This is a genomic window from Kocuria sp. KKT182 (assembly GCF_055635395.1).
Genome location: NZ_CM145757.1, coordinates 3011060 through 3032100, shown reverse-complemented (window position 1 = coordinate 3032100; position 21041 = coordinate 3011060). Strand labels below are relative to the sequence as shown.

Below are 21041 nucleotides of genomic sequence, written 5' to 3'. Positions count from 1 at the left end.
TGGAACCAGCGACCCCGGCGGACTTCCAGAGGGGCGTCGGTGAACACGTCGCAAACGCCTTGTGACCTGGGACAATGCAAACGCGCCAAGTGGACAGGAGAGGATCCGGCTCCTAGGGTCGGAGGCGGCCCGAGGGGGATTCGGGACCGCCGCCGCACCGGGCCCCCGCCCGGGCGCACCGACGTCCGCACCGGCCCCTCCCCCGGGGGCCGGCCGGACGTCCCACCGGCCGGCCGCCCGGATCCCCGCGAGCCGCCCCGTCCGTGCGCACCCCTGCGCACCCCCGCGCACGGGCCGCACCGGTCCCCGCCGGCAGCGGTCACGATCCCCTGCGCGCCCCCGCCCCCCGGAGATCCCATGAGCCGAACGTCCGAAGCCCCCACGACCGGCACCATCAGCACGACCGTTGCGGCCCCCGCCCGCAGACCCCGCCTCATCGCCGTGGACGCTGCCCGCGGCCTGGCGCTGATCGGCATGATCGCGGTCCACATCCTGCCCGCCCACGACCCCGACACCTTCGAGCCCACCCTCCAGTGGACCCTGTTCGGCGGGCGCGCCGCGGCGCTGTTCGCCCTGCTGGCCGGGCTGAGCCTGGCGTTTTCCTCGGGCGGGCGCGCCCCGCACCGGGGCCGCGCGCTGACGGCCACCCGCGCCGGCCTGGTGGTGCGGGCCCTGCTCATCGCCGCCGCCGGGCTGGCGATCAACCAGGTCATGCCGTCCCCGGCGCCCGCGCTGGGCATCCTCGTCTACTACGGCGCGTTCTTCCTGCTCGCCGTCCCGCTGCTGGGCCTGCGGCGCCGCACGCTGGCCGCCGTCGCGGCGCTCGCCGCAGTCCTGGGCCCCGTGCTCGTGCACGTCCTCGGCCCCGCCCTGCCCCAGGCCGAGGCGGTCAACCCCACCCTCGGCAGCGCGCTCGCGGACCCGGGCGCCACCCTGGCCCAGGTGCTGCTGACCGGGACCTACCCGGCCGTGCCCTACCTGACGTACCTCTGCGCCGGTCTGCTCCTCGGCCGGACCGACCTGCACGAGGTCGTGGTGCGGGTCCGGATCGCCGTGGCCGGCGTGGTCCTGGCGCTCGGGGCCTGGTTCGTCTACTGGGTGCTGGTCCTGCAGGCCGGCGGCTACGACCAGCTGCTGCGGCACACCCCGTGGCTGAGCGAGGACCAGGTCGACGAGATCCTCGTCTGGGGCCCGAGCCCGGACCTGCCCACCTCCACGTGGTGGTGGCTGCTCACCCCCGGACCGCACAGCAACACCCCGGTGACGCTGCTCATGGACCTGGGCACCGGCCTGGCCGTGCTGGGGCTCTTCCTGCTCGTCGCGCGCCCGAACCGGCTGTGGACCACCCTGGGCGCCATGGGGGCCCGCACCCTGACCCTGTACTCGGCCCACCTGCTCGCCCTGGCCACGACGCTCCACTACGAGGACCGCGTGCTCTGGTTCGCCGTGCACGTGGCCGTGGCCGCCGGCTTCGCCGCGCTCTGGCAGGCGACGTTCGGTCAGGGACCGCTCGAGCGGGTGATCGCGGCCGCCGTCCGGGGCACCCGCCGCCTGGTCCTGGGCACCCCTTCCCGGACGGCGGCGTCCCCGCGGGCATAGCTGTAGGAGGGCATGACGTTATTGGCGCGGGCCGGGACGCGTGAGGCCGGGGGCTGATCGCCGCAGGCGGTATGGGGTCGATGGTAGTTGAAGTGGTTCACCCACACCCCGATCGCGTCCCGGCGGGCCTGCTCGCTGGCGTAGGGGCGGACGTAGAGCACCTCGTCGGCCAGCAGCCGGTTGTACCGCTCGACCTTGCCGTTGTGCCGTGGCGTGTAGGGCTTGATGCGCTGGTGCCGGCCGGCCAAGGCTTCCACGCAACGGGTGAAGTCCCGGGCCCGGTAGTTGGCGCCGTTGTCCGTGACCACCCGGTGCAGACGGGTGATGCCGTGGGCGGCGAAAAAGGCTCGCGCCCGGCAGAAGAACCCGATCGTGGTCGTGGCCTTCTCGTCGGCGAGGGCCTCGGTGTAAGCCAGCCGGGAGAACCCGTCCACGGCCGAGTGCAGGTAGGTGTAGCCGACCTTCGCCCCGGGCCCGCGCTTGGACTGCTTCGCGGCGCTGGACCCGCGGCCATGGGCCCGCCAGCCGCCGCCGTCAGGGATCTTGCCGACCTTCTTCACATCCAGATGGACCATGTGTCCGGGCCAGGCGGCGCGGATCCGTCCCGGGGTCCTGCGGGAGTTCTCACCTGCGGGGGTAAGGTCGCGCAGCCGGGAGATCCCGAGTCGATGCAGCCAACGGCCGACGGTGCGCAGACTGATCTGGACGGCGCGGTCGACCAGGTGACGGTGGATGCGCCGCGCCGACCACTTGCGGCCCCGACGGAGCGCCTCGATAAGGTCGACGACCGCCGCCGGGGTGAGCGTACGGCTCTCGTGCGGAGCAGAGGAACGGTCGATCAGCCCTGCTTCCCCGGCCTCGAGGTAGCGGGCCACCCAAGTGGCCACGGTCGGCCGGGAGACCCGGAACTCCGCGGCCACGTGGGCCTTGGGGATCCCGTCGTCGAGGTGGCGCAACACCATGCGCAGCCGGCCGGTCGGGGTCAGAGGTGCATTAACGTGGGTCATGAACGGGCTCTCTCGCGCGGACGGACGGTGTAGGAACTTCCATCCTGTGACGAGGAGCCCGTTCCTCAACTCATCGACGCACCCGCGCCAAGAACCTCATGCCCCACAACACCTAGCGGAGTCCCTACTGGACCAGCGGGTTCCGCGCGCCGGCGGCGCCTGCGTCCGCGGCGCCCGCCGGTGTGGCTCCTGACACACCGGCGGGCTATGCTCCTGACATGTCACGATTCAGTCCCCTGGAGTGGCCGGTCCTCCGGCAGATCCGTTCGGGCGACCTGCTCGGTCGCGGACCGGCGGTGACCTCGGAGCGCACCCGGACGACGAGCCCGCGCACGACCACCGCGGACCGGGTCGTGCAGAGCGTCTGCCCGTACTGCGCGGTCGGCTGCGGCCAGCGGGTGTACGTCAAGGACGAGAAGGTCGTCCAGATCGAGGGCGACCCGGACTCGCCGATCTCCCGCGGACGCCTGTGCCCCAAGGGCGCGGCCAGCGAGCAGCTGGTCAACGCCCCCGGCCGGCAGACCGAGGTGCTCTACCGTGCGCCCCGGGCCACCGAGTGGCAGCGGCTGGACCTCGGCACCGCCCTCGAGATGGTGGCCGACCGCGTCCTCGAGGCCCGCCGCAACGGCTGGCAGGACGCCGACGAGCAGGGCCGTCCGCTGCGCCGCACGATGGGCTTCGCCGCCCTGGGCGGCGCCACGCTGGACAACGAGGAGAACTACCTCATCAAGAAGCTCTTCACCGCCGCGGGAGCGATCCAGATCGAGAACCAGGCCCGTATTTGACACTCCGCCACGGTTCCCGGTCTGGGAGCCTCGTTCGGACGTGGCGGTGCCACGCAGTCCCTGCAGGACATGGCCAACGCCGACTGCATCGTCATCCAGGGCTCCAACATGGCCGAGTGCCACCCCGTGGGCTACCAGTGGGTGACGGAGGCCAAGGCGCGCGGCGCCCGGGTCATCCACGTCGACCCGCGCTTCACCCGCACCTCGGCGGTCGCTGACAAGCACGTCCCGATCCGGGCCGGCTCGGACATCGTCCTGCTCGGCGCCCTGGTCAACCACGTGCTCACCCACGACCTGTGGTTCGAGGAGTACGTGCGCGCCTACACCAACGCCGCCACGCTGGTGAACGAGGACTACCGCGACGCCGAGGACCTCGACGGGCTGTTCTCCGGGTTCGACCCGGAGACCGGCCAGTACGACATGTCCACCTGGGCCTACGCCGAGAACGAGGGCGGCGCCGGGGACCACGACGGCCGGGTGGACGCACCCGCGGGCGACCCCGACCACGGCGCCGAGGAGGGGGCGGAGGCCGTGGACGAGGCCGCCGGCCAGCAGCTCGGCAGCGGCGGCGCCCCGATGGAGCACGCCCGCATGCAGCGCGACGAGACCCTGCAGGACCCCCGGACGGTGTTCCAGATCCTCAAGCGGCACTACGCGCGCTACACCCCCGAGATGGTGCAGGAGGTGTGCGGCGTCTCCCCCGAGGACTTCGCGTACCTGGCCCGCTCCATCACGGAGAACTCCGGGCGGGAGCGGACCACGTGCTTCGCCTACGCCGTGGGCTGGACCCAGCACAGCCTGGGCGCGCAGTACATCCGCACCGCGTCCATCCTGCAGCTGCTGCTGGGCAACATGGGCCGCCCCGGCGGCGGGATCATGGCCCTGCGCGGGCACGCCAGCATCCAGGGCTCGACCGACATCCCCACGCTGTTCAACCTGCTGCCCGGCTACCTGCCCATGCCGGTGGCCGGCACCCACGACACGTTCGACGACTACCTGGCCGCGATCGCGTCGAAGAAGCAGAAGGGCTACTGGGCCGAGGCCGACGCCTACACGACGAGCCTGCTCAAGGCCTGGTGGGGGGACGCCGCCACCGCGGACAACGACTGGGCCTACGACTACCTCCCGCGCCTCACCGGCGCGCACGGCACCTTCCAGACGCTGACGAAGATGCTCGACGACGAGGTGGAGGGCTACTTCCTGCTCGGCCAGAACCCCGCGGTGGGCTCCTCCAACGGCCGGATGCAGCGGATGGCCATGTCCCACCTCAAGTGGCTGGTGGTGCGGGACCTCAACCTCATCGAGTCGGCGACCTGGTGGAAGGACGGCCCGGAGATCGCCTCGGGCGAGCTGCGCACCGAGGACATCGAGACCGAGGTGTTCTTCCTGCCCGCGGCCACGCACGTGGAGAAGTCGGGCACCTTCACCCAGACCCAGCGGCTGCTGCAGTGGCGCCACCAGGCCGTGGCCCCGCCGGGCGAGTGCCAGAGCGAGCTGCAGTTCTTCTTCGAGCTGGGCCGGCGGATCCGGGAGCGGCTGGCCGGGTCCGGGGACGAGCGCGACCGCCCGCTGCTCGACCTCACCTGGGACTACCCCGTCGACGAGCACGGCGAGCCGGACCCCGAGGCGGTGCTCGCCGAGATCAACGGCCGGCACCTCACCGGCCCGGACGCCGGGAAGCCGCTGTCCTCGTACACCGAGATGCGGGCGGACGGCTCGACCTCCGGCGGCTGCTGGATCTACACCGGGGTCTACGCCGACGGCGTCAACCGTGCCGCCGCCCGCAGACCCGGCGAGGAACAGGGTCCCGCCGCGCTCGAGTGGGGCTGGGCGTGGCCGGCCAACCGTCGGCTGCTCTACAACCGCGCCTCGGCGGACCCGGAGGGCCGGCCCTGGAGCGAGCGCAAGAAGCTCGTGTGGTGGGACGAGGAGCAGGACCAGTGGGTCGGGGACGACGTGCCCGACTTCCCGCTCCACCTCGCCCCGGGCACCCGCCCCGACCCCGACTCCGGGGGCGCGGCCGCGCTCGCCGGCGACGACCCGTTCATCATGCAGGCCGACGGCAAGGGCTGGCTGTACGCGCCCAAGGGCGTGCTGGACGGGCCGCTGCCCACGCACTACGAGCCGCAGGAGTCGCCGGTCGCCAACGCCCTGTACACCCAGCAGCGCAACCCCTCCCGGGTGCTGTTCGCCCGCCAGGACAACCTCACCGCCCCGAGCGCCGGGGAGCCGGGGGCGGACGTGTACCCCTACGTGTTCACCACGTACCGGCTCACCGAGCACCACACCGCCGGCGGCATGAGCCGGTGGCTGCCGTACCTCTCGGAGCTGCAGCCGGAGATGTTCTGCGAGGTCTCCCCCGAGCTCGCCGCCGAGTGCGGGCTGGAGCCGTACGGCTGGGCCACGATCGTCTCGCCCCGGGCGGCGATCGAGGTGCGGGTGCTCGTCACCGAGCGGATGACCCCGCTCGTGGTGCGCGGGCACACCGTGCACCAGATCGGCCTCCCGTACCACTGGGGCGTGGGCGACGACGCCGTGGTCAGCGGCGACTCCGCCAACGACCTGCTGGGCCTGACCCTCGAGCCCAACGTGCAGATCCAGGACTCCAAGGTGGGCTCGTGCCACATCCGCCCGGGCCGCCGGCCGCGGGGTCCCGAGCTGCTCGACCTGGTCCTGGAGTACCAGCAGCGCGCGGGCGCCACCGTGGAGACCGGCAACACCCGGATCGACGTCCCCGGCACCGACCGGAGCACCGATCCGGGCACCGACCCGACCACCGACCCGATGAGGGAGCACTGATGGGCCAGCTGGCCGGACCGACCGATCCCACGGCCGACGCGCACTGGGAGCACGCGCACGCGCGGAAGGGCTTCTTCACGGACACCTCGATCTGCATCGGGTGCAAGGCCTGCGAGGTGGCCTGCAAGGAGTGGAACCAGAACCCCCAGGACGGGGACCTCGAGCTGCTCGAGTCCTCCTACGACAACACCGGCGCCCTGGGTGCCAGCACCTGGCGGCACGTGGCGTTCGTCGAGCAGGACAGCGAGCGGATCGAGGAGGCCCGCGAGTCCGGGCGCAAGCTCGTGAGCCTGGGCATGCCGCGCGTCGGCCCGCCCGAGGCGCGCCCGCAGCCGGCCGCCGGGGACACCACCCCGCCGAACACCGAGGAGTTCCGCTGGCTGATGTCCTCGGACGTCTGCAAGCACTGCACGCACGCCGGGTGCCTCGACGTGTGCCCCACCGGGGCGCTGTTCCGCACCGAGCACGGCACCGTGGTGGTCCAGGACGACGTGTGCAACGGGTGCGGCACCTGCGTGGCCGGCTGCCCGTTCGGCGTGATCGAGCGGCGCACCGACGGCACGGCCGCCCCGCGCACGGAGCGGGACGGGCAGCCGGGCAAGCCGGACAAGCCTGCGGTGAAGAACGTGGGCGTCGCCCAGAAGTGCACCCTGTGCTACGACCGCATGGTGGACGACCAGACGCCCGCGTGCGCGCAGACGTGCCCCACCACGTCCATCAAGTACGGCGAGCACGACGACATGGTCGAGACGGCCCGGCACCGGGTCGCCGAGCTGCACGCCCAGGGGCGCACCGAGGCGCGGCTCTACGGCGCGAACGAGCTGGACGGCGTGGGCGGCACCGGCTCGGTGTTTTTGCTGCTCGACGAGCCGGAGGTCTACGGGCTCCCGCCCGACCCGCGGGTGCCGACCGCGGACCTGCCCCGGATGTACCAGCGGGCCGGACTGGCCGCGGCGGGCATGCTCGCCGCCGCCGCCCTGGCCTTCGCGGGGGGCCGCTCGTGAGCCTGTCCGAGTTCGACGGCTACCGTCCGCCCGAGCCGCCGCGCCGCCGGCGGCGGGACGGCCCGCGCCGCCGGGGCGCCGGGCAGGGCGGCGGCGACGGCTCCCGGGAGATGCCGATGGTCCCGGAGCCGGAGTTCGGCTCCTACTACGGCCGCCCGGTGGTCAAGCCGGCGCCCTGGGGCCACGAGGTCGCCGCGTACCTGTTCCTCGGCGGCGTGGCCGGCGGCTCCGCGCTGCTCGCGCTCGGCGGTCAGCTCACGGGCCGGGCCGAGCTGCGCCGCAACGCCCGGCTGGGCTCGGTGACCGCGCTCGGTCTCGGCGGCGCGGCGCTGGTCGCGGACCTCGGCCGCCCGGAGCGCTTCCTGCACATGCTGCGCACGTTCAAGCCGACCTCGCCGATGAGCATGGGCACGTGGATCCTCAGCGCGTTCGGGGCCGGCATGGGGACCGCGGTCGCGTCCGAGGTGGACCGGATGACCGGCTCCCGCCTTCCGCTGGGCCCGCTGCGCCCGGTGCTGCGGGCCGTGGAGGGCCCGGCCGGCGTCGAGGCCGCGGTCTTCGCGGGCCCGCTCGCCGCGTACACCGCGGCGCTGCTCTCCGACACGGCGACGCCCACCTGGAACGCCGCCCGCGAGGACCTGGCGTTCGTCTTCGTGAGCTCGGCGAGCCTCGCCTCGGGCGGCCTGGCCATGGTCACGACCTCGGTCGGCGAGGCCGGCCCCGCCAGGCGGCTGGCCCTGCTGGGCGTGGCCGGTGAGCTGATCGCCACGAAGCTGATGGAGCGCCGGATGGACCCGGTGGCGGCCGAGCCGCTGCACCACGGCCAGGCCGGGACCATGCTGGCGTGGAGCGAGCGGCTGGCGGTCGCCGGCGGTCTCGGCACGCTGCTGGGCGGGCGGCACCGGGCCGTCGCCGCGGTCTCCGGGCTGGCGCTGCTGGCCTCCTCGGCGCTCACCCGGTTCGGCGTGATGGAGGCCGGTCTGCACTCGGCCGTGGACCCCCGCTACACGATCGAGCCGCAGAAGGCCCGGCTGGCCGCCCGCCGCGCCGCCGGGATCACCGATGACGCGATCACGACCGTCGGCTGAGCGCCCGGCGCCGTGCCCCGACGGGGCTCAGCGCACCTGGAGTCCGGAGCCGACCACGGTGTGGCCCACCACGGGGTACCCCGGCACCTCGCCGACGACCAGCAGGCCGCCCGAGGTCTGCGCGTCGGCCAGCAGCAGCAGGTCGTCCTCGGTGACACCGGTCCCCGCCCGCAGGTGCGGGCGCACCCAGTCCAGGTTGCGGCGGGTCCCGCCGGAGACGTAGCCGTCCCGCAGCGCCTCGGCCGCGCCCTCGACCAGGGGCACGGCGCCCCGGTCGAGCACCGCGCCCACCCCGGAGGCACGGCACATCTTGTGCAGGTGCCCGAGCAGGCCGAAGCCGGTCACGTCCGTGGCCGCCCGGGCCCCGGCCGCCAGCGCCGCCTCGGCCGCGTCCCGGTTGAGCCGGGTCATCGTGGCGAGCGCCTCGGCGAAGACCTCGCCGGTCGCCTTGTGCCGGTTGTTGAGCAGCCCCACGCCGATCGGCTTGGTGAGGGTCAGGGGCAGCCCCGGTGCGGCGGCGTCGTTGCGCAGCAGCCGGTCCGGGTGGGCCACACCGGTCACGGCCATGCCGTACTTCGGCTCCGGGTCGTCGATGGAGTGCCCCCCGATCACCGGGCACCCCGCCTCGGACGCGACCGCCAGGCCGCCGCGGAGCACCTCGGTCATCAGCTCCATCGGCAGCACGTCGCGGGGCCACCCCACGAGGTTGATCGCCATGACCGGGCGCCCGCCCATGGCGTAGACGTCCGAGAGCGCGTTCGCGGCGGCGATCCGGCCCCAGTCGTAGGCGTCGTCGACCACCGGGGTGAAGAAGTCGGCGGTGGACAGCACCGCGAGGTCCTCGCGCACCAGGACGGCCGCGGCGTCGTCGCCGTCGTCGAGACCGACCAGCACGCCGTTCCCCGCCTGGCCGGTGAGGCCCCGGACCGCGTCCTCGAGCTCGCCGGGCGGGATCTTGCACGCGCATCCGCCGCCGTGGGCGAAGCCGGTCAGGCGGACCGTCCCGGGCGCGGGCAGGGGCGGGGTCGACGTCCGGGTCTGTTCCATGCCGTCAGCCTACTGGTGACGGCGGTGCTAGGTTGGGTGGCGGAGGCGTCCGGGTCCTGGTGGGCCCCCCGGTCTTCAAAACCGGTGAGGCCGAGCACCTCGGCCTGGCGGGTTCGATTCCCGTCCGCCTCCGCCAACCTCTGTGCTCCCCCACCGCACCGCGCGCCGCTCGACGAGGAGGGACTGTGGCCCTGGACGACCCGCGCCGCCTGATCCCGCGCACCGACCAGCTCATGGCCCTGCCGCCCGTCCGCCGGGCGCTCGAGCGGCTGAGCGAGGACGTCGTCCGCGCGCTGGTGCGCGAGACCCAGGACCGGGCACGACGCGGCGAGATCGCCCCCGGAGAGGTCGAGCCGGCGGTGCTCGACGCGCTCGGGGCCCGCTCCGCCTCGACCCTGACGCCGGTGCTCAACGCCACCGGCGTGGTGGTGCACACCAACCTGGGCCGCGCCCCGCTGTCCGCGGCGGCGCTCGACGCGCTGGTCACGGCCGGCGGGTACGTCGACGTGGAGCTCGACCTGGGGACCGGCACCCGATCCCGCCGCGGCGCTGCGGCCCGGGCGGCCCTGCTCGCCGCCTGCCCCCCGGCGCAGGACGCCCTGGTCGTCAACAACGGCGCGGCCGCCCTGGTGCTGGCCACCACGGCCCTGGCCGCCGGCCGGGAGGTGGTGATCAGCCGAGGCGAGCTCGTCGAGATCGGGGCCGGCTTCCGGCTGCCGGAGCTGATCGAGTCGACCGGCGCCCGGCTGCGCGAGGTGGGCACGACCAACCGGACCCACCTGCGCGACTACGCCGAGGCGATCGGCCCGGAGACCGGGTGCCTGCTCAAGGTGCACCCGAGCAACTTCCGGCTGGAGGGGTTCACCGCGGCCGTCGAGGTCGGCGAGCTCCGGACGCTGGCCCGGGCCCACGGCGTACCCCTCGTGGCGGACCTCGGCAGCGGGCTCCTCACCCCGGACCCGCACCTGCCGGCCGAGCCCGACGCCGCCTCCGCCCTCGAGGACGGCGCCGACCTCGTCATCGCGAGCGGCGACAAGCTGCTCGGCGGCCCGCAGGCGGGACTGCTGCTCGGCGGCCGGGACGTCGTCGCCCGGCTGGCCGCCCACCCCCTCGCCCGGGCGGTCCGCGCCGACAAGCTCGCGCTCGCCGCCCTGGAGGCCACTCTCACCGGGGGGCCCGCCCCGGTGACGGTCGCGCTGCACGCGGACCCGGACCGGCTCCGCGACCGGGCCGAACGGCTCGGCGCGGCCGTCGGCGCGCCCGTGGTCGCCCACGACGGCCGTGTCGGCGGCGGCGGCGCGCCCGGGGTGCCCCTGCCGGGGTGGGCGGTGCGGCTGCCCGAGGCGGCGGCCCCGCTGCTGCGCACCGGCCGCCCCGCTGTGCTCCCCCGGGTCCACGACCACGCGTGCCTGCTCGACCTGCGCTGCGTGCCCGAGTCCGAGGACGGGCGTCTGCGCGCGGCGGTGCAGGCGGCCCTGACCGCCCTGACCGGGGCGGACGCCGACACCGGCGGGACCCGGTGAGCGTGCACGTCGTCGCCACGGCCGGGCACGTCGACCACGGCAAGAGCACCCTGGTGCGGGCCCTCACCGGCATGGAGCCCGACCGGTGGGAGGAGGAGCGCCGCCGCGGGCTGACCATCGACCTGGGCTACGCCTGGACCACGCTGCCGTCCGGGCGGGACGTGGCCTTCGTGGACGTCCCGGGCCACGAGCGCTTCCTCGGCAACATGCTCGCCGGTCTCGGCCCGGCCCCCGTGGTCTGCTTCGTGGTCGCCGTCGACGAGGGCTGGCAGGCCCAGTCCGGCGACCACCGCGACGCCGTCGCGGCCCTCGGCATCGAGCACGGCGTGGTGGTGCTCACCCGCGCCGACCGGGCCCCCGGGCGCACCGGCGAGGTGCTCGCCCAGGTCCGCGCGGAGCTGGCCGGGACCGGCCTGCACGACGCGCCCGTGGTCACCGTCTCGGCCCTCGAGGGCACGGGCCTCGACGAGCTGCGCGCCGCCCTCGACGACGTCCTGGCGAGGGCGCCCGCCCCCGCCCAGGGGCGGCTGCGGCTGTGGGTGGACCGGTCCTTCACGATCACCGGTTCCGGCACGGTGGTGACCGGCACCCTGGCCGCGGGATCGCTCCGGCAGGGCGACCGGCTGCACCTGCTCGGCCGCGGCGGGGCCGTGCCGGTCGTGGTCCGGGGCATGCACAGCCGGAACGTGCCGCACACCGCGCTGGAGCCGTGCACCCGCGTGGCGCTCAACCTGCGCGGGATCCCGGCCTCCGACGTGCACCGCGGCGACGCCCTGGTCACCCCCGGCACGTGGCCCCTCACCGACGTCCTGGACGTCCGCCGGGCCACCGGGCCCGCCCTGACGGACACGGCCGAGCACCTCGTGGTCCACGCCGGCACCGCGGCGGTGCCCGCCCGGCTGAGCCCGTTCGACGACGACCACGCCCGGCTGGTCCTGGACCGGCCGCTGCCCCTGGTCCTCGGGGACCGCCTGGTGCTCCGCGACCCCGGCAGCCGCTCGGTGCTCGGCGGCGCCCAGGTCCTCGACGCCGACCCGCCCGCGCTGCTGCGGCGCGGCGACCGGGCCCGCCGGGCCGCCCGGCTCGCCGGCGCGGACGTCCGCGGAGACGTCGGCGCGGAGGTGGCCCGCCGCGGCGCGGTGCCGGCGCAGCACCTGCACCGCCTCGGGCTGGTGCCCAGCGCGGACACCGCCCCGCCCGGCGACGTGCGCGCGCTCGGCGGCTGGTGGGTGCACGCCCCCGTGCTCGAGTCCTGGACGCAGCGGCTGCGCACCGCCGTGGAGGAGCTGCACGCCCGGGATCCGCTGGCCGCGGGTCTCTCGCGGGGCGCCGCCCGCGACCTGCTCGCGCTGCCCGACGCCGCACTGGTCGACCCCGTGGTCCGGGGCGCCGGCCTGGAGCAGGACGGCGGGCACATCCGGTCCCCGCACCACCGCGGCGGCCTCGACGCCCACGAGACCGCGGTGCTCGAGCTGGAGCGGCGACTCGGGGCCGCCCCCTTCCGGAGCCCGGAGGCCGACGACCTGACGGCGCTGCGGCTCGGCGCCCGCGAGCTCGCCGCGGCCGAGCGCACCGGCCGGCTGCTCCGGCTCGGGGACGGCGTCGTGCTGCTCCCCACCGCCCCTGCCCTGGCGATGCGCGAGCTCGCCCGGCTGCCGCAGCCCTTCACCACGAGCCAGGCGCGCCAGGCGCTCGGCACGTCCCGGCGCGTCGCGATCCCGCTGCTCGAGCACCTCGACGCCCGCGGCTGGACCCGGCGGCTGGACGCCGGCCACCGGACCGTGGTGCGCTGAGCCCCCGGCCCAGGGCGGGGCCCGGCCGGCGGCCCCGCCCGGTTCCTATCCGCGCAGCGCCCTGAGGTGCTCGACCGCCTGGGGCAGCACCTTCTGCAGGTCGCCCACGATGCCGAGGTCGGCGATCTCGAAGACCGGCGCCTGCGCGTCCTTGTTCACGGCCACGATCGTGCCCGCCGTCTGCATCCCCGCGCGCTGCTGGACGGCCCCGGAGATCCCGCACGAGACGTAGAGCTGCGGGGAGACGGTGCGCCCGGTCTGGCCCACCTGCGCCTCGGGGCCGATCCACCCGGCGTCCACCGCCGCGCGGGAGGCTCCGATCGCCCCGCCGAGGGCGTCCGCGAGCGCCTCGAGCGGCCCGAAGTCCCCGCCCGTGCCGCGGCCGCCGGCCACGACCACGCGCGCCTCGCCCAGGGCCGGGCGCCCGGAGGCCGGCAGCGCGGACCGGCCCACCACCCGGGCCGCGGGCACGGTGTCCTCGAGCGCGTGCGTGCGCACCCGCGGGCGCTGCGCCCCGGTCGGCTCCGCGCCGGGGGCGCCCGCGGCGGCGCCGGCCGCGAGGTCGGCGGGGAGCTCGACCGAGTTGGGGCGGACGGTCGCGATCAGCACCGGGCTCGTGGCCCGGCACCGGGTGGTCCATCGCCCGGCGAGGACGGACTTGGTGGCGACGAGGTCGGCGTCGAGGGCGACCACGTCGGTGACCACCCCGGCCCCGAGCCGCACGCCCAGGCGCGCGGCGACGTCCTTGGCCTCGGGGGTGGCGGCGAGCAGCAGCACCCCGGCGCCGGTCTCCCGGGCGGCGGCCTCCGCCAGCGCGACCGCCGGCGTGGTGAGCCGGTCGCCGGGCCCGCCCTCCGGGGCGTGCACGGTGCCCACCGCGTGGGCGGCGAGCTCGCCGAGCAGGGCGTCGCCGGGCGCGTCCGGCACGACGACGTGGGTCTCGCCCAGCGTGCCGGCGAGCACGAGCAGCTCCCGGTCGGCGCGGCGCAGCCGGTCCGTGGTGCCCAGCACCACCAGTGCGACGGTCGTGGTCGTGGTCATGGTCGTCCTCCTCCTGCCCGGCGGGCGGGCGCGTGCGATGGGGGTCCGGCGGGGTGCGGCCGGGTGCTCAGACGAGCCTCCGGGCCACGAGGAACTCGGCGAGGCGGATGCCGCCCTCGCCGTCGTCGGCCACGACCTCCCCGGCGGTCCGGGGCGGGCGCGGCACGGCGTCGAGCACCTCGGTGAGCGAGCCGGCGAGGCCCACGTCCCCGGTGTCCAGGCCGAGGTCGGCGACGGACCACGTCTGCACGGGCTTCTTCTTGGCCGCCATGATCGCCTTGAAGGTGGGGTAGCGCGGGGTGTTGACCTGGTCCGTCACGGCCACGAGCGCCGGCAGGTCCGCGGCGACCCGGAGGGCCTCGGTCTCGGTGTGCCGGACGGCGGTGAGCGAGGCGCCGTCCTCGGCCAGCGCCAGGAAGCTCGCGAAGCCGACGTGGGCGAGGCCGAGCCGCTCGGCGAGCTGACCGGGGACCAGGGACGTCTCGCCGTCGGTGGAGGCCATGCCGGTGAGCACGAGGTCCACGGCCCGGTCCTCAGCCGCGGCGATCCGCTGCACCGCCGCGGCGAGCACCCGGGCGGTGACCCAGGCGTCGGAGCCGGCGAGGGCGTCGTCGAGCACGTGGAACCCGGCGTCGGCGCCCAGCTGGAGGGCGCGCTTGAGCGCGCCCGTCGCACCCGCGGGTCCCAGGGTGAGGGCGAGCACGCGGTGCCCGGCCGCCGCGCCCCCGTGCGTCTCCACGATCTGCACGGCGGCCTCGAGGGCGTACTCGTCGAGCTCGGAGAGGATCCCGGACGCGCGCTCGAGCAGGGGCGGGCTCCCGGCGAGGACGCGGTCCCCCGCGGCGTCGGGGACGTGCTTGACGGGGACGACGATCGTCAGGGGCTGGCTCATGGTCTCCTCCGGGCGGGACGGGGATGGACGGGACGGGGCGGTGACGGGGTGGTGACGGGCGGTCCGCGCGGACGGACGGGGTCTCAGGCGTCCGCGCGGCGCACGAGGCGCTCGGCGTGGCGGATCAGGGGTGCGTCGACCATCCGCCCGCGGAACGCGAAGACGCCGGGGGTGCGGCGGGCGGCGGCGAGCAGCTCCCGGGCGGCAGCGACCTCCTCGGCACCGGGCCGGTAGGCGGCGCGGACGGTCCCGACCTGCCCGGGGTGGAGGCAGGCGGTGGCCGCGAAGCCGGAGGCCGCCGCGTCGAGGGCCTCCTCGCGCAGCCCGTCGTGGTCGGCGAGGTCGACGTGCACCGCGTCGATCGCGGGCCGGCCGGCGGCGCCGGCCGCGAGCAGGACAGCGGAGCGGGCGTGGCGGGCCACGTCCCGGTAGGCGCCGTCCCGGCGCCGGGACGAGCTGCCGCCGAGCGAGGCCACGAGGTCCTCGGCGCCCCACATCAGCGCGACCACGTTGGGGGACCGGGCGATCTCGGCCGCGTTGACCACGCCCTCCGCGGTCTCGCACAGCGCGACGACGCGGTGCAGGCCCAGCTCGGCGGCGACGGCGAGCCGTTCCGCGGAGGCGGTCTTGGGCAGCATCACGGTGGTGTACCCGGTGTGCCGCAGGGCGACGAGGTCGTGGGCGAAGTCCTCGGTGTCCTCGGCGTTGATCCGCACGACCGTGCGGGCGGGGTCCAGGGGCGTGGCCACGAGGGCGTCCCGGGCGGCGGGCTTGGCGGAGGGCGCCACGGCGTCCTCGAGGTCCAGGATCACGGCGTCGGCGCGCTCGGCCGCCTTGGCGTAGCGCTCGGGGCGGTCGGCCGGGCAGAACAGCAGGGCGGGTCCGAGGGTGAACGGGTCGGTCATCGGGGCTCCTTCGCCGGGGTGTCGCCGCGGGGCGTCACGGTGCGCTGCCGCTGCGGGGTGTCGCGGTGGGGTGTCACTGCGGGGCGGCGTCGCGGGACCACACGAGCACCGAGCGGGTGCACTCGGCCACCACGACCCCCTCCTGGTTGCGGCCCACGTGCTTCACGCGGACGATGCCCTGCCCGGGCCGGGAGGCCGAGGGGCGGGCGCCGAGGACCTCGGAGGACGAGTACAGGGTGTCCCCGTGGAAGAGCGGGTGCGGGAAGGCGACCTCCTCGAAGCCCAGGTTCGCCACGATGGTGCCCTGGGTCAGCTGGGCCACGGACGCCCCCACGATGGTCGAGAGGGTGAACATGGAGTTCACGAGCCGCCGGCCGAAGGGCTGGCGCCCGGACCAGGCGGCGTCCAGGTGCAGGGACTGGGTGTTCATGGTGAGGGTCGTGAACAGCACGTTGTCCGCCTCGGTCACGGTCCGGCCCGGGGCGTGCTCGTAGACGGTGCCGACCTCGAACTCCTCGAACCACAGCCCGCGCTGGCGGACCACCCGGCGCTCCTCGGTCACGACGGCCCCCTCAGAGTCCGAGCTCGCGGGCGATGAGCATGAGCTGCACCTCGGTGGTGCCCTCGCCGACCTCGAGGATCTTGGCGTCCCGGTAGTGGCGGGCCACCCGGAACTCGTTGATGAACCCGTAGCCGCCGAAGACCTGGGTGGCGTCCCGGGCGTTGTCCATCGCGGCCTCCCCGGCCACGAGCTTGGCGATCGCGGCCTGCGTCTTGAACGGCCGCCCGGCGAGCATCCGGGACGCGGCGTCGTAGTAGGCCAGCCGGGCGGTCTGGGCGCGGGCCTGCATCCGGGCGATCTTGAAGGAGACGGCCTGGTTGTCCCCGATGGGCCGTCCGAAGGACCGCCGCTCCCGCGCGTAGCGCACGGACTCCTCGACGCAGCCCTGGGCCGCGCCCGTGGCCAGGGCCGCGATGGCGATGCGGCCCTCGTCGAGGATGGACAGGAAGTTGGCGTAGCCGCGGCCCTCCTCCCCCAGCAGGTTCTCCTCGGGGACGCGGACGTCCTGGAGGGACAGCGGGTGGGTGTCCGAGGCGTTCCAGCCGACCTTGTCGTAGGCCTTCTCGGCGCGGAAGCCGGGGGTGTCCGTGGGGACGATGATCGTGGAGATGTCCTTGCGCACCCGCCCGTCCGGCAGCTCCGTGGTGCCGGTGACCGCGGTGACGTTCACCAGGCGGGTGATCGCCGTGCCGGAGTTGGTGATGAACTCCTTGGCGCCGTCGATCACCCACTGCCCGTCCTCCCGCTTCGCGGTGGTGCGGGTCCCGCCGGCGTCCGAGCCGGCCTCCGGCTCGGTGAGCCCGAACCCGGCGAGCGCCCGGCCCGCGGCGAGGTCGGGGAGCCACCGCTGCTTCTGCTCCTCGGTGCCGAAGCGGTGGATGGGCATGGCGCCCAGCGACACCCCGGCCTCGAGGGTGATGGCCACGGACTGGTCGACGCGGGCGATCTGCTCCAGCGCCAGGCACAGGGCGAAGTAGTCCCCGCCCATCCCCCCGTACTCCTCGGGGAAGGGCAGGCCGAACAGGCCCATCTCCCCCATCTGCGCCACGATGTCGTAGGGGAACTCGTGCGCGGCGTCGTACCGCGCGGAGACCGGGGCGATCACCTCGTCGGCGAAGTCGCGGACGGTGTCGGAGAGGTCCTGGTACTCCTCGTCGAGCTCGAAGTTCATGGGGTGCGCTCCTGGTCGGTCGGACGGGGGTCGGTCTGCGGGCGGGTGCCGGGGTCCTCCGGGGCGCCGCCGGGCGTCCCGGCGGGAGCGCCGTCCGGCACGTCGTCGCGGGCGTCCCCGGGGACCGGTGCGGGCACGCCCTCGGGGACGACGTCGGGGACCACGCGGGCGAGCAGCTGGTGCAGCGCCACGCGGTCACCGGCCCGCACGGAGAGCTCGGCGGTGCCGGCGGTGGGGGCGGTCAGGCGGTGCTCCATCTTCATGGCTTCGACCACCACCACGGTCTGCCCCTCGGCGACCCGGTCCCCGGTGGCGGCCGGGACGGCGACCACGGTGCCGGGCATGGGCGAGTGCAGCTCCGGGGCGGCGGGCCCGGCCGTGCGCTCGAGGGCGGCCAGCGACCGCTCGAGCCGGGCCTCGCGGGTCAGCACCCGGAGCTCGTAGGCGCAGCCGCCCTCGCCCACCCAGACGCTGTCCGCGCCCGCGGCCACGTGGACCACCCGGGCCGTCCCGCCGCTCTCGAGCAGGTGCGCGGCCGGGCGGCCCGGCAGCGGGGTCAGGCGCACGGCGGGGTCCACGGCGGTCCGCCGGGGCTCCTCGAGCCCGTGGGCCAGCACCACCGTGGGCCGGACGCGGCCGGCGGCCCGCCAGCCGTCCGGGCGGGACCAGGGGCCCGTGTCCCCGGCGGGGCGCGGGTCGGCGGGCCGGTGCCGGGCGAGGTGGGCGGCCGCGGCGGCGAAGTGGCTCTCGTCGGGTGCCGTGAACTCCAGCTCCGGCAGGCACCGCTCGATGAGGGTCGTGTCCATGACCCCGGCGCGCACCCCGGGATCGGCCAGCAGGGCGCGCAGGTACTCGGTGTTGGTGCCCACCCCGAGCACCACGGTGTCCGCCAGGGCCAGGTCGAGCCGGTCGAGGGCCTGGGCCCGGTCGGCGCCCCAGGCGACGACCTTGGCGAGCAGCGGGTCGTAGTCCGAGACCACGGTCAGCCCCGGTGCCAGCGCGGAGTCCACGCGGATCCCCGGGCCGGAGGCCTCCTCCAGGGCCAGCACGGTGCCGGCGGTGGGCAGGAAGCCGCGGGCGGGGTCCTCGGCGTAGAGCCGGGCCTCGACCGCGTGGCCGGTGAGCACCACGTCCTCCTGCACCAGGTCCAGCGGCTCCCCCGCGGCGACGCGGATCTGCTGCGCCACGAGGTCCGTGCCGGTGACCAGCTCGGTGACGGGGTGCTCCACCTGCAGGCGGGTGTTCATCTCCATGAAGTAGAAGGTGCCGGGCTGCGCGGCGGGCACCAGGAACTCCACGGTGCCCGCACCGGTGTAGCCCACGGAGCGGGCCACCCGGCAGGCGGCCTGCCCGATCCGCTCCCGGGTGGCGGGGTCCAGCAGCGGCGAGGGCGCCTCCTCGATGACCTTCTGGTGCCGCCGCTGCAGGGAGCACTCCCGCTCCCCCAGGTGGACCACGGCCCCGTGGGCGTCGGCGAGGACCTGCACCTCGATGTGCCGGGGGGACTCGACGAGCTGCTCGAGGAGCAGGGTGTCGTCGCCGAAGGCCGCCGCGGCCACCCGGCGGGCCGTGGCCAGGGCCTCCGGCAGCTCGCCCGGGGCCGCCAACACGTGCATGCCCTTGCCGCCGCCCCCGGCAGAGGGCTTGATCAGGATCGGGTACGTCATCCCGGCGGCCGCGGCCGCCAGGGCGTCGTCGTCGAGACCGGGCTCGGAGACCCCGGGGACCGTGGGCACCCCGGCGGCGGACACGTGCCGCTTGGCGCGGATCTTGTCGCCCATCGTCTCGAGGGCCTCCACGCCGGGGCCGATGAACACGATCCCCGCGTCCGCGCACGCCCGGGCGAAGGCGGCGTTCTCGGACAGGAACCCGTAGCCGGGGTGGATCGCCTGCGCGCCGGTGGCCCGCGCCGCCCCGATCACGGCGTCGATGCGCAGATAGCTCTCGGCCGGGGCCGCCGGGCCCACGCACACGGCCGTGTCGGCCTCCCGCACGTGCACCGCGTCCCGGTCGGCCTCGCTGTAGACCGCGACCGAGCGGATCCCCAGCGCCCGGAGCGTGCGCAGGACCCGGCGGGCGATCTCCCCGCGGTTGGCCACGAGGACGACGTCGAAGCGGCGCGGCGGCGTGCCGGCGGTCACGGGGATCACATCCTGAAGAGGCCGAAGGCCGGCTCGGGCAGCGGGGTCCGGGAGCAGACCTCGAGGGCCAGCCCGAGCACCTCCCGGGTGTCGGTGGGGGCGATCACGCCGTCGTCCCAGAGCCGGGCGGTGGAGTACCAGGGGCTGCCCTGGGCCTCGTACCGGGCCCGGACGGGCGCCATGAACGCCTCGCGCTCGGCCGGGTCCCACTCCTGCCCGCGGGCGGCCAGCTGGTCGGCCTTCACGGTGGCCAGCACCGAGGCGGCCTGGGCCCCGCCCATCACCGAGATCCGCGCCTGGGGCCAGAGGAACAGGAAGCGCGGGGAGTAGGCCCGCCCGCACATGGAGTAGTTGCCGGCCCCGAAGGAGCCGCCGATCACCACGGTGAGCTTGGGCACCCGGGTGGTGGCCACGGCCGTGACCATCTTGGCGCCGTGCTTGGCGATGCCGCCGGCCTCGTAGTCGCGGCCCACCATGAAGCCGGTGATGTTCTGCAGGAACAGCAGGGGGATCCCGCGCTGGTCGCACAGCTCGACGAAGTGGGCGCCCTTCAGCGCCGACTCCGCGAAGAGCACCCCGTTGTTGGCCACGATGCCCACCGGGTGGCCGTGGACGTGGGCGAAGCCGGTGACCAGCGTGGTGCCGTACTCGGCCTTGAACTCGGAGAAGCGGCTGCCGTCCACGAGCCGGGCGATGACCTCGTGCACGTCGTAGCCGGAGTTGGGGTCGACCGGCACGGCCCCGGGGAGCTCGTCCTCGGCCACGGCCGGAGGCGCGGGCTCCCCCACCGGCCAGGCCCGCGGGCCCGGCGGCGGCAGGGTCGCCACGATGTCCCGGACGATCTGCAGGGCGTGGGCGTCGTTCTCCGCCAGGTGGTCGACCACCCCGGACGTCCGGGCGTGCAGGTCCCCGCCGCCGAGCTCCTCGGCGGTGACCTCCTCGCCGGTCGCGGCCTTCACCAGCGGCGGGCCGCCCAGGAAGATGGTGCCCTGCTCGCGCACGATCACGGTCTCGTCGCTCATCGCCGGGACGTAGGCCCCGCCCGCGGTGCAGGAGCCGAGCACGGCCGCGATCTGCGCGACGCCGGCCGCCGAGAGGTGGGCCTGGTTGAAGAAGATCCGCCCGAAGTGCTCCCGGTCCGGGAAGACCTCGTCCTGCAGCGGCAGGTACGCCCCGCCCGAGTCGACGAGGTAGACGCAGGGCAGCCGGTTCTCCAGGGCGATCTCCTGGGCGCGCAGGTGCTTCTTGACCGTCACGGGGTAGTAGGTGCCGCCCTTGACCGTGGCGTCGTTGCACACGACCATCACCTGCCGGCCGTGGACCAGGCCGATCCCGGCGATCAGACCGGCCCCCGGGCACTCGTCGTCGTACATGCCCTCAGCGGCCAGGGCGCCGAGCTCCAGGAACGGGCTGCCCTCGTCCAGCAGGTGCTCCACCCGCTCGCGCGGCAGCAGCTTGCCGCGCGCCACGTGCCGCTGCCGGGAGGCCTCCGGCCCGCCCTGCGCCGCCCGCTCCAGGCGCCGGGCCAGCTCCTCGGCGAGCCCCTGCTGGGCGGTCGCGTTGGCGGCGAACTCCGCGCCGCCCGGATCGACCTGGGTGCTGAGCACGCGCATGGGTTCCCTCCGCTCCGGGCCGGCCGTCCGGGGATGCCATTTCGGTTAATCACGACTAACTTGGGGTTCAA

Annotated in this window: 14 protein-coding genes, 1 tRNA gene and 1 pseudogene; 7 read left to right on the top strand and 9 right to left on the bottom strand. The window is 75.4% G+C overall.

Annotated features, from left to right (window positions below; all coding sequences use genetic code 11):
- Positions 1–357: 357 nt before the first annotated feature.
- The gene (locus tag ACZ2G1_RS14150; protein ID WP_470377040.1) at positions 358–1599 is read left to right on the top strand and encodes a heparan-alpha-glucosaminide N-acetyltransferase domain-containing protein; all 1242 of its coding nucleotides are present in this window, start codon (positions 358–360) and stop codon (positions 1597–1599) included.
- On the opposite strand, the pseudogene ACZ2G1_RS14145 reads toward ACZ2G1_RS14150, so the two are convergent.
- A pseudogene (locus tag ACZ2G1_RS14145) lies at positions 1599–2606 on the bottom strand (IS481 family transposase); the annotation flags it as partial. The gene ACZ2G1_RS14150 and the pseudogene ACZ2G1_RS14145 sit on opposite strands and share 1 nt — an antisense overlap.
- 218 nt (positions 2607–2824) lie before the next feature.
- Here ACZ2G1_RS14145 and fdh point away from each other — a divergent pair.
- From fdh to nrfD, 3 genes are read left to right on the top strand one after another with little or no spacing between them, the layout of a single operon-like run.
- Positions 2825–6190, top strand: a complete 3366-nt coding sequence (fdh, locus tag ACZ2G1_RS14140; RefSeq protein ID WP_181821146.1) for a formate dehydrogenase — start codon at positions 2825–2827, stop codon at positions 6188–6190.
- Complete coding sequence (locus ACZ2G1_RS14135) at positions 6190–7194, top strand: 4Fe-4S dicluster domain-containing protein (protein WP_035923449.1); 1005 nt, start codon at positions 6190–6192, stop codon at positions 7192–7194. The genes fdh and ACZ2G1_RS14135 overlap by 1 nt, the downstream gene beginning before the upstream one ends.
- Positions 7191–8282, top strand: coding sequence for an NrfD/PsrC family molybdoenzyme membrane anchor subunit (nrfD, locus tag ACZ2G1_RS14130; protein WP_470377039.1), 1092 nt, complete (start codon positions 7191–7193; stop codon positions 8280–8282). The genes ACZ2G1_RS14135 and nrfD overlap by 4 nt, the downstream gene beginning before the upstream one ends.
- Before the next feature lie 27 nt (positions 8283–8309).
- Here nrfD and selD read toward each other — a convergent pair whose 3' ends face one another.
- A complete protein-coding gene (selD, locus tag ACZ2G1_RS14125) occupies positions 8310–9329 on the bottom strand; it encodes a selenide, water dikinase SelD (protein WP_470377038.1) in 1020 nt (339 codons plus the stop codon).
- A gap of 41 nt (positions 9330–9370) precedes the next feature.
- Here selD and ACZ2G1_RS14120 point away from each other — a divergent pair.
- The 3 genes from ACZ2G1_RS14120 to selB all read left to right on the top strand — a co-directional run bounded on the left by ACZ2G1_RS14120 (position 9371) and on the right by selB (position 12645).
- Positions 9371–9465 (top strand) — tRNA-Sec (locus ACZ2G1_RS14120).
- A 49-nt stretch (positions 9466–9514) separates the two neighbouring features.
- Entirely contained in the window at positions 9515–10852 is a 1338-nt protein-coding gene (gene selA, locus ACZ2G1_RS14115) for an L-seryl-tRNA(Sec) selenium transferase (protein ID WP_470377037.1), read from the top strand.
- Between the two features lie 2 nt (positions 10853–10854).
- On the top strand, positions 10855–12645 hold the full coding sequence (selB, locus tag ACZ2G1_RS14110; RefSeq protein ID WP_470377732.1) for a selenocysteine-specific translation elongation factor: 1791 nt from the start codon (positions 10855–10857) through the stop codon (positions 12643–12645).
- Positions 12646–12690: 45 nt separating this feature from the next.
- Here selB and ACZ2G1_RS14105 read toward each other — a convergent pair whose 3' ends face one another.
- The 7 genes from ACZ2G1_RS14105 to ACZ2G1_RS14075 all read right to left on the bottom strand — a co-directional run bounded on the left by ACZ2G1_RS14105 (position 12691) and on the right by ACZ2G1_RS14075 (position 20970).
- The gene (locus tag ACZ2G1_RS14105) at positions 12691–13686 is read right to left on the bottom strand and encodes an electron transfer flavoprotein subunit alpha/FixB family protein (RefSeq protein WP_470377036.1); all 996 of its coding nucleotides are present in this window, start codon (positions 13684–13686) and stop codon (positions 12691–12693) included.
- Positions 13687–13753: 67 nt separating this feature from the next.
- Positions 13754–14578, bottom strand: coding sequence for an electron transfer flavoprotein subunit beta/FixA family protein (locus tag ACZ2G1_RS14100; RefSeq protein WP_470377035.1), 825 nt, complete (start codon positions 14576–14578; stop codon positions 13754–13756).
- Positions 14579–14661: 83 nt separating this feature from the next.
- Positions 14662–15483, bottom strand: coding sequence for an HpcH/HpaI aldolase/citrate lyase family protein (locus tag ACZ2G1_RS14095; protein ID WP_109221415.1), 822 nt, complete (start codon positions 15481–15483; stop codon positions 14662–14664).
- Between the two features lie 73 nt (positions 15484–15556).
- A complete protein-coding gene (locus tag ACZ2G1_RS14090) occupies positions 15557–16045 on the bottom strand; it encodes a MaoC family dehydratase (protein ID WP_031282867.1) in 489 nt (162 codons plus the stop codon).
- A 10-nt stretch (positions 16046–16055) separates the two neighbouring features.
- Positions 16056–17216 (bottom strand): acyl-CoA dehydrogenase family protein, encoded by a 1161-nt coding sequence (locus ACZ2G1_RS14085; RefSeq protein ID WP_470377034.1) that lies wholly within the window; start codon positions 17214–17216, stop codon positions 16056–16058.
- Positions 17213–19366, bottom strand: coding sequence for an acetyl/propionyl/methylcrotonyl-CoA carboxylase subunit alpha (locus tag ACZ2G1_RS14080; protein WP_470377033.1), 2154 nt, complete (start codon positions 19364–19366; stop codon positions 17213–17215). Before ACZ2G1_RS14080 ends, ACZ2G1_RS14085 begins: the two co-directional genes overlap by 4 nt.
- Positions 19363–20970, bottom strand: a complete 1608-nt coding sequence (locus ACZ2G1_RS14075) for a carboxyl transferase domain-containing protein (RefSeq protein ID WP_470377032.1) — start codon at positions 20968–20970, stop codon at positions 19363–19365. The genes ACZ2G1_RS14080 and ACZ2G1_RS14075 overlap by 4 nt, the downstream gene beginning before the upstream one ends.
- Positions 20971–21041: the final 71 nt, after the last annotated feature.